The sequence below is a fragment of the Elusimicrobiota bacterium genome, from assembly GCA_040757695.1.
Taxonomy (GTDB): Bacteria; Elusimicrobiota; UBA8919; order UBA8919; family UBA8919; genus JBFLWK01.
The window spans coordinates 1-21,140 of sequence record JBFLWK010000003.1 but is presented as its reverse complement, the minus strand read 5'-3'; the positions used below and the strand labels follow the sequence as shown (position 1 = coordinate 21,140).

Genomic DNA, 21,140 nt, shown 5'->3' with positions numbered 1-21,140 from the left:
GGACTTGCTTCTAAAAAAGGCAGGTAAATTTGGGAAGAAGACGGTCAGGTCTGCCGAGGTGGATGCTGTCGTAAATAGATAAAATGAAACCACTCAAAACCATAATTGATACAATATTCGGTAGACGGCACTTAAATGCCGTCTACAAGTGGTTTAAGTCTTGGGAACCCCGACTGAAGTCGGGTAGAATTTTACAGCTCGTTACCAGTTCAACGTTCCTCGTTACTGTTTTTCTACTTTCCTCCGTCCCCATTATTTACGCAACTGAAGGTGTGATGGTATATTTCTCATCTTCAACTTCTGCAGGTCCGTTTTCACCATCGTATTCTACCTCATCCGCAGGTGGCTTTGTAGGTGGTGAAACCAAACTGTCAATGCCAACACCAGCAGGTTCTGAAGACCAGACATCATACTGGGTTGCTAAAGCAAATCCAGTCAGCAACGAGGCGGTTTTAGTAACATTAAGTAGTGATGGTAGATCCTATCAATCAAGATACTGGAATGGTTCTGCATGGCTACCCACAGGTACCACTGATTACTGGCGAATAAGTGGTGGCACTCCTAATATACAACAATTTGATTTCACATATTTTGAGAATAATCTTTCCAGCGGAATTATTGTTTATAGATTTGCTAATACCGGTATCCCACGCTATAGAACCTGGTATAATGCTTCGTGGGGTAATGAACAGTCAACAGATTTCCCAAGTGAGACATACAGATGGATACGGCTTGAGCCACTGCCAAGTGATGATAAAGTTATCTGTGTTGCTTTAACAAATGACTCGTATTTATATGTAGATGTATACGATTTAAGTAATAGTATTTGGGCAAATAGCGATTATGCGATAGCGTCTGCATTAGGTTCTGATGATTCAACCGGGATGCCTCGGCGGTTTGATTTAGCAATAGAGCAAAATTCCGGTGATGCAATGGTTGTCTTTGTTGATACAAATAATACTACTTCGTTAAGTTATTCTACAGGGTCATCTTCTGGCTGGGCGGCAGTGCCAATTAGTGTTGGATATAATATCACATACTCTACAAGAACACAATGGGTACGACTTATAGCAAAACCGGGTTCTGACGAGATTCAACTTGTATTCAATTATTTAGAAGACCCTGCAGATACTGTCCGGCTTGCTTGTGTCACCTGGGATGGTTCTGCTTGGGGAACTACTGGTAGTTTTATTTCTGGGAATACAACTGGTGGTTATGGTAGTGGTAATTTATCGCAACGATTTGATGTGAATTATGAACGCGGCAGTGGTGATTGCCTGATTGCGTTTTCTTCTTCAAACAATACAGCACCTTCATACACAACAAGACCAAACGGCTCTACAAGTTGGTCAGTGGTTTCTCAAGCAAGCGATTGGGGGGTTGACCTGCAAGGTCGCTGGTATCAGCTTGTGAGAGAGGAAGCACCTTCAAGCGATGAGATGTATTTGATGGTGAATACTTCTAGCGATACAGTTGGCTACGCGGTTGCTTGGCAGAAATGGAATGGTGCGTCTTGGGGTAATATAACCAAAGTAGAAACAAACTCGCTTTCAGACCGCCAGTCGTTTGATATGTGTATTTTGAGGTCTTTAGTTGACTCCACACCACCATCACCAATCTCAAATCTGACCGCGATTGCGTCTACAACAAACGAAGGACAGGTAAAATTGGAATGGACATCACCTGGAGATAACGGCGATACCGGTGACCTTATCTCGGGCAGCAGTTTCAAGCTAAATTATTCGTCTGTTGGGATAGTTACATCTGCTAATTTTACAAATACAACTTCAACATTCGCAAATGTGGTTGATATATCAACTGCAACTACTGCGCTTTCTTACCAGACAACAACATTTTTTAACTTGAACCTGAATACTACATACTGGTTTGCTATCAAAACTGTTGATGAATCGTCAAACTGGTCTGTATGGAAATCAACCGCTGATGATTTAACTGTGAATACATCTGCATACTGTTATGTTTCTGCTATCAAGCCCTATTTACCTTCAGGACTGACACAATTAGCAAGCCAAGGGCTTGCAACTACATTATATTCAATGCAATGGACGAATTCGTCAATAATAATTTCTTCGTTTACGCAATCAGGACCTGTTCCAGCAAACGACTTAAAATTTCATTTACAGGTCTCGTCTGATTCTACATTCATATACAAATTTGTTGATTACACATCTGCGTTAATTCCACAGGGAACAACCGGATATCAATGGCCACAACTTACTGACAATGGCACATACTGGTGGCGTGTCTGGTCTGAAGATGGCAGTGGCTATACTTCGTCAACTGCTACAACGCTGGGTATCGGTGGTACTGCAAAACTCGGGTTTGATAATAAAGCACCTGCTGGGATTTCTAACTTAACTGCACTCGCTGGTAGCGTGCTTGGTTCTATAAAACTTGAATGGACTTCGCCTGGCGATAATGAGAATTCCGATTATCTTCGGTCTGGCAGTTTGTTCAGAATAAACTATTCATCAGTTGGCATAGTTACATCGGCTAATTTTACAAATACTTCTTCTACTTTTGCGACAGTCGTAGATATTTCAACTCAAACATCAGCACTGACTTTTCAGACAACTACATTTTATAATTTGAATACTTATACAACATACTGGTTTGCGATAAAAACTTGCGATAATGCTGGCAACTGGTCTGTATGGAATTCGTCTGCTGATGTAGCAAGTGTTAACATTGCAGCGTCAACTATCTCTTTTGAAAACCCACCGGATGCACCGACGGGCTTTACAGGTGTCGCTTTATCAACCTATTCAATTCAGTGGTCGTGGAACAATGTAGCGGGTGAAAGTGGCTACCGAGTGAGATACACAACTTCGCCGTCTGGCAATCCAGCATCACCATCACTTAATACTGATGTTGTCAACTGGACTGAGAGCAATCTTATAGCGAATACATCATATTACAGAGTAGTTGTCGCCACAAACACTGCCGGTGAAAGCCCGTTGTCAAATGCCGCAACAACCTATACACTTGCAGCACCACCATTACCCGCTGTTTCTACATTCACATTTGTGGGTTATTCATCCGTTACAGTTAATTGGTCTCATAATTCAACAATCAATCCCGCCTGGACAAGATATGGCGTGATTATTTCAAGCAATCCTGAGTGTTATGGTGTAAGTGTTTCAACTGCTGTAACCTTTGCCCAAAATCTTACCGCAGATAATACAACGGTATTTAATCTAACCGCTGATTCAACATACTGGTTCAGAATAGTTGCTTTCAATGAAGACCAGATACAGACCGCATACATTCAAGACAGCACGATGACAAAAGTCGGTCCACCCACCGCTCCGAGCAATTTACGTCCGACCGCTGTGTACGTTTCATCAATCCAATGGACATTCACAGATAACGCAACAAACGAAACGGGATTATATGTTTCATCCGGCGATTATACCCGTCTTTCAGAAAATCTTGGACCTTTAAGCGGGACGGGAACAACAAGTTGGTGGGAAATAAATCTCGGAACTAATACACCATGTACAAGATATGCAGAGGCATTTAATATAGCAGGTAGCAGTTGGTCTGTATCAATTACCAGTTCTACTGCAGCCGCACCGCCAACAAATCCTGCTGCGACTACCAATAATTCCTCATCAATAAATCTTACATGGGATGTTAACGATAATCCAGCCCCCGCAACGAAATACGGTGTAAGTTATGCAACTGCTACAGATTTCTATGTATCTACAACTGCCTATAACTTTGCAGCAGGACTTATCGGTAACACAACAACCGTGTATGATTTATCTGCGAATACTACCTACTGGTTCCGTGTCTGGGCATACAACGGTGACCAGATAGAAACCGCATATATTACAACCAGCAGTGCAACCGCACCTGTACCAGTTTACACACCTTCACTCGGCGATGTTGTAATAAATGAGATAATGCATGATGCTCCTACCGCGCTCGGCGATACAAATGGTGAGTGGATAGAATTGTATAATAATACAGGGAATGATATACACCTATCAGGCTGGATTATTAATGATGGTAATAATGATATAACAATTCCTAATGGTACAACAATATATGCTAATTCTTATATTGTTGCGGCTGAAAGTGCAGCATTATTCAGTGGTGCTGGATACGGATATGATTTAAGTGGTGTTACATATTTTGATACTAATAGTATGTCTATCACAGATACCGGTGACACCATTTATTTAAGTACTGCTGTTGGTGGAACTCTTATTAGCAGTGTAACATTTTTATCTAGTTGGGGTCCTGCTTCTAATGGTATTACATTAGAAAAAATTGACCTAGTTGGTAGTGATAATGATGTTAACTGGAGTAGTTGTACATTGTCAACTTCAATTGTTGACCCCAGTTGGGGCACACCAGGAAAAGTAAATAGTGTCTATACAGTAACCGACCAAAGTAAACCGGCTGGAATTTCTAACTTAACCGCACTGGCAGGTATTACAGAAAGTTCTATCGTGCTTAACTGGACTGCGCCTGGCGATGATGGAACCGTCGGCAATTTAACCGGCACTTTCCGCATAAATTACTCGTCTGTTGGGATAGTTACAGCAGCCAATTTTACGAATACATCCTCAACATTCGCAACCGTTGTAGATATTTCAACAACTTCATTAGCACCTTTAACTGCCTGCACAACAACATTTTGCAATTTAACACCAGGAACATCTTACTGGTTCGCGCTCAAGACACAGGATGATGCAGAGCTTTGGTCAGTCTGGAACTCGTCGTTTGATGTTTTAACTGTGAACACTTCTGCTTACGCATCTGCACAGGATTTAACACCTGCCGCACCTTCAAATTTTACAGCACTTGCAGGTGATACGCAGATACAACTTTCCTGGACTGCTAATTCCGAGACGGATTTGAATTACTACAAAATATACCGCGATACTTCAGACCCGTACGATTTTGCTGATGAGTTAAGTCCCGGCACAACACCTTATACATTTACTACTTTTTATGATACTGGCTTACAAAACGGCACCAGCCATGTTTATAGAATGACTGCGGTTGATAAAACAGGCCACGAAAGCGCATATTCTACAATTATTAACACGATACCATATGCAGGTCCACCATTCGCACCCAGCAATTTAACCGCCTATCAGGTATTCACAAGTTCAGTAGTATGGCGGTTTCAAGACAATGCAAATAACGAAGATGGACTTTTTATAGCGACAGGAACTTGGCCGTCTAATTACTGGGTAGGTTTAGGTTCAATTACAGTACCGGTATCAGGTGGGACAACAAGTTGGTGGCAACTCAATCTATCAACTAATACACAATATACTGTCTGTGCAGGTGCGACCAACACTTATGGTGCCTCGTGGACTTCCACAGTTTCTACTTATACGCTCGCAGTAGCACCGACTGATTTTGTAGCAACCACAAACGATTCCTCATCAATAAATCTTAATTGGTCTGCGAATACAAATCCTGATGGAACACGATACGGGCTTTCCCGTTCCACAGAACCAGGATTTGGGAATGAGATTACATTTATAAATTATGCCAGTGGTCTTACAGCAGCTACTACTATCTGCTATCTGCTATCTGCTAACACAACATACTGGTTTCGTGTCTGGGCATATAACGGTGCCGGTATCCCCACAAACTATTACAGTGATGTAAATTCAAGTTCTACAACCGCTCCACCACCTGCTGCGGCTAATTTACTAATAAACGAAATCGCACCTGCGGTAACAGGCGGATATGATTGGGTAGAAATATGTGTCACAGCAGGTGGAAATTATTCTGGCTACAGATTTTTTGAGGGCTCAACATTAAGAAAAGCATTTCCAGGGTCGTTCAATCCTGCAACAGGCGATTACATAGTTATCTGGTTCAGTTCGTCTACTGCGGATGAAGATGATACTACTGGCGATACAAATGGGAACGGATATTGGGATTTTTATACAACAGATACAGGGCTGGTCGCTACTGATGAGGTGCTATCAATAAAGATACCTGCAGGCGATGATACTTGGGTAGATGGTGTCTGCTATTCTGATAGAGATGGAGAGACGACAACAGCTTTTGAAGGCAACTACAATACTGCGTTAAGTTCAACTGCCTGGACAGGTGCTGTTGCAGATGGGACAGGTGGAACCGGTGATGATGCAACCGTGCAAGCTGCCTGTATCAATATCTCAACAATTACCGCAACAACCACTACAGGGCGTGATATAAATTCAACTGATACCGATTCGTATACCGATTTTGCAATCACACCATCTTCAACACCGGGTTATGCAAACTATCCTAATCTGGACAGTATGCAACCTGCAGCGATTTCCAATTTGACAGGATTAACAGGATTGCTTGAGGGTTCAATTATTTTGAACTGGACGGCACCTGGTGATGATGGAACCGTCGGCAATTTAACCGGCACTTTCCGCATAAATTATTCGTCTGTTGGGATAGTTACATCGGCTAATTTTACAAATACATCCTCAACATTTGCAACAGTTGTAGATATTTCAACAACTTCATTAACACCTTTAACTGCCTGCACAACAACATTTTACAATTTAACACCTGGCACAAGTTACTGGTTCGCAATCAAGGCACAGGATGACAACAACAACTGGTCTGTATGGAACTCGTCTGCGGATGTTCCGACGGTAAATACATCTGCATATGCATCTGCACAGGACTTGATACCATCACAGCCACAGGGCTTATCAGTACTTGCGGGTGATACTGAAATCCAGCTCTGGTGGACTGCTAATACCGAACTGGATATTTCATCCTACACAATCTATTGTGATAGTCAGCCACCGGATACTGTTAGTTGGTTTGTTATCGGCACAACACCTACCGCGTCTACAATAAGTAGTCCGTATATCCATACAGGGCTTCAAAATGGCGCCACATATTATTACAAAATAACTGCAGGTGATTATACCGGCCATGTAAGTGTCTATTCAACAACTATCAGCACTGTACCTCACACAATACCGCCACATATCGTGATTAGCCAGTTTACAACCAAAGGTGCTAATGGTTCTACTGACGAGTTTGTAGAAATTTATAATTCATCTGCAGCCGCGGTCAGTATTTCCAGTTGGGTTGTGCAGTATTCTGCTGATGGTATTGATTGGACAACGAATGTTTCAACAGTCCCTGCGGGTATCACGCTTTCTACAGGCAGTTATTATCTGTTTGCATCAACCGGTTTTGCAGCCAGTGTAGTTAAAAACTGTACATACTATTTTGATACTGCGGATACTGGCGGGCACTGGCGCCTTCTGGATTCTTCCGGGAATGAAATTGATAGGGTTGGCTGGGGAACTGCCTCAGCGCCTGAACTTAGTGCTACCGCAGTTCAAGCAACCGCTTCTGGCTCGCTTGAACGCAAGCCTGGTAACCCGTCAGGTAACAATTACGATACAAATAATAATGCGACTGATTTCTATAATCGGACACGCCGTATTCCACGAAACACAAACAGCCCTGTAGAGCCGGATACAAACTGGCCTTCTCCATTAGCAGCACTTACAGAAAGGGTAAAATCATATTTCAATACTCCAACATATACAGCCATCGGACCTACCAATAGTGAGGCAAAACAATCGCTCTTAAACTTAATCAATTCTGCACAGAGTTATATCTATGTAGCGATTTATCAGCAGGATGATACCGAGATAGCAACCGCACTGAAAAACAGGGCAGCTGCCGGCATTACTGTCCGAGTGGTTGCCGGTAATGCTGCTATATCATTTGCGCAAACCAATTTTGCAGGTTCCAAAGTGAAATGGCGACCTTACGAGTTCAGTTATCTTATGCATTCAAAGTTCGTGGTAGTTGATGGCCGCATTGTATGGACTGGTTCTGGCAATTTTGATAGTGTTCAGCCACCAACTTACCGTGCATTAACCAGCCAGAATAATGATTTTATGGTAGTTCAGTCAACTACATTAGCTAAAAATTATGAAGCTGAGTTCAAGCAGATGTGGTGGGGCTATTTCGGCGCATACAAGCAGACCTCACCAACAACAAATCTAACTATCGCTGGGACATCCATACAAAATTATTATTCACCACAAAACAACCCGGTAAATACAACACTGCGTTCACTTGTCCAGAATGCGCAAGAAAGTATTTTCTTCGCGGTATACAGTTTCAGTGTAGGTACGCTTTTGGATAATGATGTTCAAACCGCATTTAACAACGGTCGTGCAGTACAGGGAATAATAGATGATACTCAATCCGATACACTCTATAATGATTTTAATACCGCAGGGATAACTATAAGATATCTATCAGGACCTGGTAGCGAAGTTCAACTCCACAACAAACTAATGGTTATAGACCAGCAAAAAGTGGTAACGGGTTCTACTAATTTATCAAACAATGCATCTTCTTCAAATGATGAAAATATGGTTATAATAGATGATGCACGGCTTGCACGCCAGTATGTAAAGTATTTCAAACGGGTTTATACATTAGGTATTGGCGAAAATAATCCACCTGCTGATGTCACTGCACCACTCTCTGTTACCGGTTCCTCGGCGACACCGTCCGGGCCGGGGTCTATCTCTGTTAATTGGAATACATATTCCGGTGGAACAGGTGATAGTGGCTTCTCAAAATACTATGTGTTTATTTCAAGCACTGAGCCATTTGGTAATACAACCTATTTTGCAAACGCAACTGATGATGATGGCAATGGCTATGTAGACGAAGGACAGGGTGGCGGGATTGATGGCAAAATAATACCGGAAGCAGCAATCAACAATATTACACTAACAGGTACGCAACTGACAACCTGTGGTGGTGCGCAGTTGATAGATGGGAACTCATACTGGATTGCAATTACCGCGGCTGATAAATGGGGCAACGAGTCCACACTTGCATCCGGCTCGGTATTCGGTCCTGTTACTTCTGGTGGAGCCGATATCACACCGCCAGCACAGATATTAGACCTTGTCGCATATACCGGCAGTACATTAGGCACGATACTATTAGAATGGACCTGTACAGGTGATGATGGCTCGTTTGGGTTAGCATCTGCATATAATATCAGGTATTCTATTAATCCGATAATGACTGAATCAGATTTTATCAATGCAACTGCTGTCGCGTTTCCCCCGACACCATTATTTAGCGGGCAGAAACAAACTTTTGAAGTTGCTGGATTAAACAACGGCACACAGTATTATTTTGTGCTAAAAGTCCGTGATGATGTGAATAACTGGTCCAGTCGCTCTAACCTTGCAGTTGCAGAGACCCAGCCTGATACTACGCCCGCAGACCATATAGTGATAAGTCGGCTGGCAGTTAATTCTACCCCCGGCGAATCCGTAGAACTGTTTAACCCGACTGATAGTAGTATTGATATAAGCAACTGGGTAGTCCAGTATCAAACAGGCGGTGGTGGGAGTTGGTCTAATAAAATAACCATCCCGGCTGGAACATCTATAAATTCAAAAAGATATTATTTGATTGCAGCCGCAGATACAATTGAAGGTGTTGCAGTAGATATCAAAACCGCTACTTCGTTAGGTTTTAGTGATAGTTCAGGTCATGTAAGAATAACAGACAATTTAAGTATTGAAATTGACAAAATAGGATATGGCAGTGCTGTTGACCCTGAAGGCGCCGCAGTATCGGCACCGGGTTCAGGAAATTGTTTGGTTAGAGAACCGGATGATACAATAAATGGAAACAGTCAGGATACTGATAATAATTTTAACGACTTTACAGTTAAATCTGCTGGTGATAGAAGCCCAAGAAATTCAACATATAGTGGGATTGATAACATACCACCATCAGCAATCACCAATTTGTCTGCATTAACTGGTATCAATCCTGGTGAAATAATTGTTAGATGGACTGCGCCCGGTGATGATGATACAACCGGCAATAATATCTCACCTGCGTATTATGATTTACGGTATTCCACATATATTGTAACAGGCAGTTCTGAGGTCTGGTGGGCTCAAGCGACACTGTATCCGTCTACAATTTCGGTTGCTAATCAGGGTGTTTCTGAACAGCAGATACTTGTGTTATCACCCGGCGTAACCTTTTATTTTGGTATCAGAACTATTGATGATATGGGCAATGTCTCTGATTTAGATAATGGCACCACTGCCTACTCACAGGCGTTTGCAAAAGCATCCACAGGCACTATTGGTGGGCAGATAGTTATCAATGAGGTTGCACCTTCACAGTATTCGTCTGACGGTGATGATTGGATAGAGTTTTACAATCCCGGACCTACTACGCCCGATATATATGGTTGGAAAATATACGAGATTTATGACAGCACGAGTACACCGTTTGAAAAATTTGAAGGGAACTGGAATTTTCCAGTTGGTTCATATTTGGTGTTGAGGTTCAACCGCACAAGAAATATGTCTAACCCGGTTCAAATCAACGAGAATAGTTATGAGATTGCAACTGATTGCCCTGGGCTGACAGGCCCCGGAACAGGCACCTCCGGCAGTAGTGGAATAATACTACAAAACAATTCAGGAACTTGGATTGATGCACTATTTTATAGCAATTGTAATGAAGATATTTCAGATAAGTTCGATGACGCATATGATTTTGCGATAGCCAATAATAACCAGTGGTATGCTGTTGTTGATGGTGATATTGATGCTGTAAACTATCGGTACTATGCCCGTAACTATTCACTTAGTAGAGATGAAAAATCAACTGATGGGACAAGCCCTTCAAGTGCAGAATGGCATGTTTCAGCCGCACCTACACCGGGCGACCCTACAAGAGGTACTCAAAACTGGGTTCCTGATACGGTTGTGCCTGCACAGATTACTAACCTGGTCTGCACTGTTGGTGAAAACCGCGGTACTATCAAACTTCAATGGACCGCGGTAGCAGAGGATGGGACTGCCAATACAGCAAGTGGCTATATGGTTAGATATTCTTTAAACCCAATCAATAATGATTATGACTGGGATAATGCAACAAATTATGAAAGTGCGTCTCGTGATAATATATCTAATGATATCGTTTGGCCGCCTGGTTCACCTGGAACTAATGAAAGTTATACGGTTGGTACTTTGCTGCCCGGTGCGGTCTGTTATATTGCTATAAAAACAGAAGATGAGCAAGGTAATAGTTCTCTAATCTCAAATGTGGTTTCTTCATCTGCATCTGCGATTGTTGGCTCAAATATTCGGATAAATGAAGTCGCACCACTTCAATCAAACGGGCAGGACTGGATAGAGTTTTATAACGCTACAAACCAATCAATCAATATAAATAACTGGTCAGTTGTTGCTATAAAAGCAGGTGATTATAGAGAATCTACAATCAAAGAAACAATACCCAACATCACCATTGGTGCTGGCGAGTATTTAGTGCTTAATTTGAATATTACTGCTGCCGATGAGACATCAGATAAAGGTGAGAATGGCTGGTGGGATGTATACGCATCAGTTGATTTACGTGGGTTTGAAGGTGTAGTTGCGTTACGTGATAATGGTGGTACGATAGTTGACTTTGTTGCATATTCAGGTGGTGATGCGGTTGACTGGAGCCGTATCTGGGCAACTGAGGCAGGTTATCTTGGTGCAGTACAATATCATCAGTGGTCGCCTGCAGGCGGCTTGGTTTCAGATGCGTTTAACTGGTCTAGTGGTGCGCACGGCGTTTCTTTTGGCAGAAATATTGATTCCGTAGATAGTGACGATGTCACAGGCACAAGTAGAAACGATTGGAAAACATTCTTAAACCCAACCAAAGGCAGAGCAAATGACGATATTTCACCGGATGCAATTACTAATCTTGCGGCACAACCTGGCACAACGGATGGCGCTGTAAAACTAGCCTGGACAACTACTAATGATGATAATGGTTATTATGGTGTGCTGAACGGCTCTTATACGATTCAGTACTCAAGTTATACACCTGTTGTATGGTCAACTGCTAATGCACAAGTAAATATCTCAACTTCTGGTATTGTACCAAATACATATGTAAATTATGTAGTCGCAGGACTTGTCCCCGCGTCAACCTATTATTTCCGTATCTGGGCGATAGATGAAGTCAGTAATTACTCTGCAATCTCTAACGCAGCAACAGGTTATGCGCAGGATTTGAACCCTGATGTCGCTACCAATTTCACAATATATCGGTCGTCAATATCTAAAGTAGATATAAGATGGGAACCGCCATCACCAGACCCGGGCGATATCAGTTATTATGCATTGTATTCTACAACTACAGGTGGTGCGGTCGCTGACCCGAACTTAATCACAAATGTGCTATATCCGGGTACTTCGCACCAGTTATCAGTATCTGAAAATGCAACCTACTATTTCTATATCAGTGTCTATGATACAGACCCGAGTGTATTAAACAGTGCGCTATTAGGACCTACCACAAGCCCACCAACGCTTACTGCGCCGGCACCACCGCAGAACTTTACCGGTGTCGCATTATCAACCACGAGTATCCAGTGGTCGTGGCAGGATGTCTCTATTGGTGAAACCGGTTTCCGTATTTATAATTCTACCGGCGGATTATCAGGCACAGTCGGTGCTGGTATTACTTCCTGGACACAGACCTCAGGGCTGTTAATCAATACTACATATTCAGCGTATGTAAAATCATACAATGCAGTTGGTGAGAGTTCTGCGTCTAATACTGCGACAAAATCTACACTTGCTAACCCACCGACAACAATCAGTTTCACCAATATCACACATAACGAAATCACATTTACTTTTTTACCCAATAACAATCCAGAAGGCACAAGGTATGGTATATCTCGCTCTACTGACAATTTTGTAGTCAGCATTACTACATTTATAACTTATACCGATAATTTTGTGGCTAACACCGCAGATGTTACAGGACTGCTGCCATCTACTTCATACTGGTTCCGTATCTGGGCGTATAATCAGGATGGGCTTGCAACAGATTATGTTACTTCTGATGCTACCCGGACTATCACTGGTGCTGAACATATTGTAATTAGCCAGTTTGCATTTGAAGGACCTGATAGCGGTAGTGATGAGTTTGTGGAACTTTATAATCCGACAAATGAGGATATGAATATAAGCGGCTGGAAATTGCAATATAACAGTGGCACTGGCTATTATACAAGAGCGACTGTGCCATCTGGCAAAATTATTGAAAGTAATGGGTTCTATCTGTTTGCACATAGTGATTTCAAGTGGAAGATTGTGCCTGATGCTGAGTTTACATCAGGTGCGAATGATACCGGCGCTACCTGGCAGATAACAGATAGTGCAGAAATCACGATAGACCGTGTTAGTTTTGGTGTGATTGCCTCTTCGGATACTGAGCTTTATGAAGGCACACCGATTTCATCATTTTCAGTTACGGATATTCCAGCACTTGGCAGTTTCTACCGAAAACCCGGTAGCCCGAATGGTGCGATTGTAGATACTGATAATAATTCAGTTGACTTCTCAAGCCAGTCAGTTCGCAGACCGCATAGTTCTCAAAGCCCCAAAGAGCCGGACTATAACTGGCCTGGTGCAGCAGTGCCATTGTCAGAAGATATAAAATCATATTTCACACCTGCAACAATTGCAGGCACAAGTCAGCTGAAAAACGAACTCCTGAATCTTATCAATAGTGCCCAGGAATACATCTATGTGAGTATCTATACGTTTATCAATAGTGATATTATAAATGCGTTAAATACTAAAGCGAATCTCGGTGTGGTTGTCCGGTTAATTGTAGACCCATACACATTATCGTCTAACCCGACCCTGCCAAGCCAGTTGAGTCAGAATGTTAAATGGTGTTCTGCCCAGATTGATAGCCCAATAATGCACCATAAGTTTATTGTTGTAGATGGCAGGTCTGTAGAAACCGGCTCTGTTAACTATACAGTTGATGGACTGCAGCCACAGGATAACGATTGCGTGATTATCCATTCTACAAATGTTGCGGCAGTGTATCAAAAAGAGTTTGAAGCGATGTGGTGGGGCTATTTCAAAGAATATAAAAAATACTACAATTATGCAGGACGGGTCTCGTCAATATCTACAACTGTGAATTTGCCAGACCGCACAGTGCCGATAGATATCAGGTTCTCGCCGGATGCACAGACTGCAAACGGGCTCGCCTCATTAGTTGGTACTGCAAAGGAATCTGTCTTCTTTGATATTTTTACATTTACTGATGATACTATAGAAGGTGCAATTTCAGGTGCTAAAAACCGCGGGCTGGTGGTTCAAGGTGTGTTTGACCGCAGTCAAGCCAGTATGAGTGGCTGCCCTTACGGTGATTGGGATTTGGCAGGTTGGAATGTCCGCAAAGATGATAATCCGACCGGTGCAATTATGCATTCTAAATTGATAGTGATTGATAAAGATATAATCGTTTCCGGCAGTTTCAACTGGACACCACGTGCAGATACCGAGAATGATGAAAACCAGTTCATTATTTACGACCGCCGACTGGCAAGACAGTATATCAAATATCAGAAACGGATTTATGAACTTACTACTGATGAAAATACAGCAGAAAATCCAGCACCGGATACTACATCACCATCAAATATCGCAGTGCTATCCGCAGCAGGCTCTAATAGTGGTGCAATCAATGTTTCATGGAGCAGTTCTACTGCAGCCGATTTTTCAAGATATTATGTGTTTGTAAAAGCCGGCTCAGCAATTACTGACGCAGATTTGCAATGGGATGGGACACTGATTCCTGAAAAAGTGATTACTAATGTAGCAGGTACCGGCTGCGTCTTAACCACCTGTCAAGGTACAGCACTTGTAGATGGCTCAAATTATTATATCGCAGTGCTTGTGATGGACAAATCAGGTAACGAGTCCGGGTTGGTTCAATACGGGCCGGTTCAAACCGGTATTGGCGCGGATACAACACCACCATCTACAATCAACGACCTCGTTGCAGCAGAAGGGTCTTCGCATGGCGAGGTGTTACTTACATGGACTGCTACAGGCGATGATTGGAATACCGGTATCGCATCCAAATACGATATCAGATATTCTACCGTGCAGGAAATAGTTAATGATACACAGTTCAACACGGCAACTAAACTGACTGATATCCCGGAGCCACTGCCCGCTGGGTTAACTCAGACACTAACGGTTCGGCTGCCAGTGGATATCAATTATTATTTTGCAATGAAAGTGTTAGACGATGCTCCCCCCCCTAACTCATCCGGGCTCTCTAATATCGCCGCTACACAGCCGAAAATGGATAAAGTAGTAATTAACGAGTTCGTATACGACCCGTCAGGCACTGATGAAGGCAACGAATGGCTGGAACTCTATAATCTGTCTGCATCAACTATAAATCTCGCAGGCTGGCGAATAGAAAAAACAAACAATACGGACTGGTCAGCACCGAAAGAACTGCTTAGTATCCCATCAGGTACAATCTCGCCAAACGGCTATTTCTTGTTAGGACAGCAGGATACAATTCAATATGTCACTGTTGACTCTACTTATTCTGTATCTGCTACAATGTATAATTCTGCAACTTGCGGTATTCGGCTGAAACATTCTAATGGTGATGTGATGGATACTGTCGGCTATGAAGGTTATGAATCAGACCCGCTGGCAGAAGGAGGTTCTGCAGCACCAGAAAGTGCCTCTGGAAGTTCATTAACGCGTTCGCCGGATGGTATAGATACAAATAACAATTATAATGATTTTGTAGAAAACTTGTATCCATCACCAGTCAATACTAACGGGTTGGATACAATACCGCCGTCTGCAATAAATGACTTAGTAGCACAAACCGGAACTACCATCGCTGGTACTGTGCAGTTACAATGGACTGCGCCGGGTAACGATGGTGCTTCCGGAAATAATACAGGCGGTGCCCGATATATTGTGAAATATGCTACATATCCAGTAACCAGTTCTGTATCTACAAATGCATGGTGGAGTAATGCGGTCACCTACTATCAGGACTGGTCTGTAAGCAATCTCGGTGTTACAGAAACTAAAATATTAAACTTGAACCCCGGTATTACTTACTACTTTGCAATCCGGACAAAAGATGCGTCCGGCAATATCTCCGAGTTAGATACTAAAACCGTGAATAAAACCCAAGCATCTGCAACTGCCAAATCAGGCAGTGTAGGCTCTACACTTCGTATCAACGAAATTGCTCCGTCCCAATATTCTTCCGACGGCAATGACTGGCTTGAGATTTATAATCCAAACAGTAGTGGAGTTAATTTACAGGGCTTGCAGTTTTATGAGTCCTACTACTCATCTACTACGCCGTTTGAGACATTTGAAGGCGATTGGCCGCTACCTGGAAAGTATTATTTAGTATTAAGATTCAACCAATCCACACGAAATATGACAGTGCCGGTATTAAAAGGGACAAGTTATTACGAGGTCTATACGGATAAGTCAGGACTCACTGATTCTGATGATGTAATAGTGATTGTTTCATCTGCAGGCACTCTATTAGATGCAGTCTGTTATTCTGATACCAGTGGCTCTATTTCAGGGTCAACCGATTTCAGAGCGTTGTATAATGCTGCAGTTACAGCAGTAGAGTGGACAGGTCCGCTTGCTACCGGTAGTAACGATACCGATGTTATGAATAACTGTGCTAATGTAAAATATATCACCAGAAACCGTTCACTCAGCCGTGATGATAATTCTACTGATGGCACAAATCCTGCACAATCAGAATGGCATATTTCAGCCTCACCGACACCGGGTTCGCCTACACCGGGTCAAAAAAATCGTGTGCCTGATACAGTACCGCCTGCACAGGTCACAACGCTTTCTGTCTCACAAGGTATAAATAGAGGTAGTGTGAAACTAACATGGACATCTGTCGGTGATGATAACCGTTCCAATACCGCCAGTGGCTATGTGTTAAAATATAGCCCGACAAATATAACCGATATTAGTTTTGATAATGTAACAGATTGGAACAATACCTGGACACCATCAGCACCTAACAAAACTGAAATTAAATATGTTGGTAAACTTACACCAGGTGCTACATATTATTTTGCACTCAAAACCGAAGATGAACAGCCGAATCTTGCAATAATGTCTAACGTTGGCTTCGGTGCCGCATCTTCACGGGTTGGCTCGTATATCCGAATAAACGAACTTGCACCACTTGTAGGAAATGGTAATGACTGGGTAGAGATATACAACGCCTATACTTCCAGTGTCACATTGATGAACTGGAAACTTTACGGGTTAGAATCCGGCAGTGATTCCCCAGCAGTTCTAAAAACATTCCCGAATGTATGGTTGCCAGTTGGTAGTTATTTAGTTGTCAATTTCAGTTCCTCTGCTGCCGCAGTTGATGAAACCACTATTGACTCAAATAATAACGGCTATCTTGATGTCTATGGCTCATATGACCTACGAGGATATGAAGGTATTCTGTATTTAGAAGATGCAGATGGCAATATGGTTGATTTCGTAGCGTATTCACAAGGACAAAAAGCCGACTGGGACAGTCTCTGGGCGGATGCAGTCGCATTCCATCAGTGGTATCCCGCAACTAAAACCGCAGCTGCTGCCGCGGATTGGTCTGCTGCTACAGCAACGAAATCATTAGGCAGAGATGCTTCTCCAACTGATATTGATGATACCGGCTATTCAAGAAACGATTGGTATGTCTACAGTTATCCTACAAAAGGATATAAGAACGATAGTGCACCGCCAGCAAGGACAACCGATTTTGTAGCATCTGGCTCAAATATAGAGGGCTATATCAATCTCAGATGGACTGCACCCGGTGACGATGGTATGACGGGCTCGCTTGTTAATAAAGGAAAATACCTTGTAAAATATGCAACATATCCAGTAGTATCTGATAATACATGGTGGGATTCTATTCCATCGGTTGACTGGGATAGCAGTACAAACCCGCAAAAAGGCACCCGCTGGCTTCAAGTTACTAAATCGCCCGGTAGTATTGAGACACAAGCTATTACAGGGCTTTATCCGGATAGAACCTATTATGTTGCACTAAAAACACAGGATTCAACTGGGAATCTGTCTATGGTCTCGTCAACTTCGTCTGCAGTCGCATTCAATACGAATCCGTCGTCGCCTACTTGGACTTCGTCGCCATTCACACGAACTGCGACCTCAATTACAACAAGATGGAATCCTAATCCAGAGTTGGATATTCTGAATTACGAGGTTCAGTATGCGGCTCACAGCGGCTATACTGCCTCACCTGCTTGGAATCCTATTGGCTCTACTACTACCGCAACATCATTTACTTCCAATATCTCAGCACAGCCATACTGGTGGTACTACTATCGGCTGAAAGCACGCGATAAAACAACACCAACCGCACTTGAAAGCAGTTGGTCGTCAACACTGGCACTCTCGCCTGATATGACGCCGCCAACAATCACCGCAAGAACAACCCCAACAACTATTCGGCTGTTAGGTGATGTGCTGGTAATCCAGCTATCAGTCGCGGATAATACCGGCAGTCAATACGATACCGGTATCTCAACTGTGAATGTCCGCTACAGATTAGCAGATGAGACAACATGGCGCTGGGCAACACTCGTTAGTGGTAGTTATTCTGTTGGTGCCAAAACAGTATCTACTCTGTCATTCCAAACCGCAAGAATCACTACAACTACTGCAATTGAGTACTATATAGAAGTAAAAGATGTCGCAGGTAATGGCGTGATTGCGGGTAGCGGTGGCGATACTACATTCTTGCAGTACAACACACCGACTACTATTTCGTCAACAACCGCATACAATGTTGATGTAAACACCGAGTATGAAACTACGCCAACTGCAACAGGCGGTATTACTGTGCCAGATGGGAATGGATTAGATGGTGCGGTTTCTGTCCAGTTCACTGATGGTAATAAAACGGAAATAAAAATCAAACAGTATAATCCTAACGAGATAATTGTTCCGTGGGCTAAAAAAGAAATAGAAATCGCAGCATCGTGGCGTGCCGCAGGTGGTAAGCCGGTCTGCGTGTTTGAGTTCACACCATCCGTTGTATTCAAGAAACCAGCAATGCTGTCACTGTTGTATTTTGATGTTGATAATAACGGTATTGTTGAAAAAATAGATGGCACATCTACAGGGCTTCAGGAATCTAATTTGCGACTCTATTACTACGATGGGTTAGAATGGCGGTATGTTGGCGGAAAGGTCAATACTACAAATAATACAATCACTGCAGCAATCAATCATTTCACATATTATGCACTGTTCCCAGTGGGTATCTTGCCTGAGAAACCTGAGGCAAAAGAAAAATTCTTAACACCTGATAATATAGGTCCTGTAGGAACTGAGACGCTCAATTTCCAAGCCCAGACAGAAATCAAAAAGATAGAACTTTACGATATTACCGGCAAGAAAATAAGAACACTAAACGATGTAGCATCTTGGAATGGTAGAGATGACGATGGTAATCCGGTAGAAAGTGGCATCTATATCTACCGTGTAGAAACGGTAACCGGCAAGGTGAATACAGGTGCAGTAGTGGTAGCGAAATAAAACAAAAGGGTGTAGGGTGTAGGGTGTAGGGTGTAGAAAATGGAGCAGTTAAAAAGTTATCAGGATTTAATAGTTTGGCAGAAGGCATATAAATTAACGGTGTCAGTGTATAAAATAACAATGAATTTTCCAAAATCAGAAATCTATGGGATTAGTTCGCAACTACGAAGAGCAGCGGTTTCTATACCATCTAATATAGCAGAAGGTTATAGAAGACAACATGCAGGTGAGTATTTACAATTTTTTGTATAGTAGTTGTCAAGAAATTTCAAAAATGTTAAACTCACTAATTATTTCAATCAAAAAGAGAAAAAATATATGAACAAATTTATTAGATTATTATTTTACTACACCCTACTCCCTACACCCTACACCCTGCCTTTATTGTTTTTGATTTTGCTACTCCCTACCCCCTACCCCCTACACCCTGCATTTAAAGATTCCGGCTGGGGTGCCCGTGCAGGCGGTATCGCAAACGCATTCACTGCAGTCGCTGACGATGCAAGCGGTATGTCGTTCAATCCTGCAGGTATTGCACATGTCCAATCGCTTGAAGGTACATTTATGTATAACAAATTATTTTTAGGGCTTGATAATATCAATCTCGGGCAGATGCATACAGGTTTTGTTTATCCAACTGATAATAGCGGTTCGTTCGGGCTGAATATCAACGATACTTATCTTTCGGCACTTTATCGCGAGGATACCTTTGCGCTTGGATATGCGAACGATACTGCGCCATTTTTCTGGGATAAAGAGCCACCTTTCCCAATACTTGGCGGGGTCTCAATAAAATATCTGCTACATAAATATATGTTAGATGAACGAACAAAATCGCTGAATGACCCCGTGTTTGCAAACGGGGCATCAGCAGGTGCATTCACGACTGATATCGGGATTCTGCTGTTGCCTTTTTCAGAACGGCTCGCTATCGGGTTAGCAGTAAAAAATCTTGTGAAAGCAGATGTCGGCTTGTATCATAAAGATTTTGTACCACAAGAATACCGTGCAGGGCTCGCTTACAAAATTGAGAAATGGAAATTTGTTGAAGATATTATACCTACAGTAGATTTCTCATACAGAAAACCGGAAAATAATGTTGCCGATATGAAAATTGCCGGTGGGTTAGAAACATGGTTTAGTAAACATACATATTCAGCACGGTTGGGTGGAAGCGACCGTGAAATTACCGCTGGGTTCTCCTTCAATAAAGTAATACTAAATATCGGTATCCAACTGGATTATGCGTTTTTGTGGCCTTTACAACTTGCGGATACTTCAGGCAGTCATCGACTATCGTTAACATTCAGACAAGGGGGGGAACCGGCAGAAAAGCAGGTTAAAGTGAAAAGGGAAAGGGGAAAAAGAGAAAAACCTGCAGAAGAAAAACCGGCTGAAATTCTACCACCGCCACCACCACCCGCTCCACAACCAACTGCTGTTGAAGAAACACCGGTAGAAGTACCGGAATTAACGCCGGAACGACGACAAGCGCTAATGAAACTGCATTATGAATCCGCATTCAAGCATTTCCAGAAAGGTGAATATGAACTTGCAATTGCCGGCTGGCAAGAGGTACTAAAACTTGACCCGAATCACGAAGAAGCAAAAAGGAAAATAGAATTAGCCAAACAGAAACTTGACGAAAAA

At 42.6% G+C, this 21,140-nt stretch carries 3 protein-coding genes; all 3 read left to right on the top strand.

Going from position 1 to position 21,140, the window contains the following annotated elements; all coding sequences use genetic code 11:
• Positions 1 to 83 precede the first annotated feature (83 nt).
• The gene (locus tag AB1349_00755; GenBank protein ID MEW6555867.1) at positions 84 to 19,490 is read left to right on the top strand and encodes a lamin tail domain-containing protein; all 19,407 of its coding nucleotides are present in this window, start codon (positions 84 to 86) and stop codon (positions 19,488 to 19,490) included.
• A gap of 39 nt (positions 19,491 to 19,529) precedes the next feature.
• Positions 19,530 to 19,742, top strand: a complete 213-nt coding sequence (locus tag AB1349_00750; GenBank protein MEW6555866.1) for a four helix bundle protein — start codon at positions 19,530 to 19,532, stop codon at positions 19,740 to 19,742.
• A 66-nt stretch (positions 19,743 to 19,808) separates the two neighbouring features.
• A partial coding sequence (locus AB1349_00745; GenBank protein ID MEW6555865.1) for a hypothetical protein occupies positions 19,809 to 21,140 on the top strand: 1,332 nt, incomplete at its 3' end.

Coding starts and splice junctions, on each gene's coding strand:
- AB1349_00755 (MEW6555867.1), top strand. CDS start 84: ATGAAACCACTCAAAACCATAATTGATACAATATTCGGTAGACGGCAC.
- AB1349_00750 (MEW6555866.1), top strand. CDS start 19,530: ATGGAGCAGTTAAAAAGTTATCAGGATTTAATAGTTTGGCAGAAGGCA.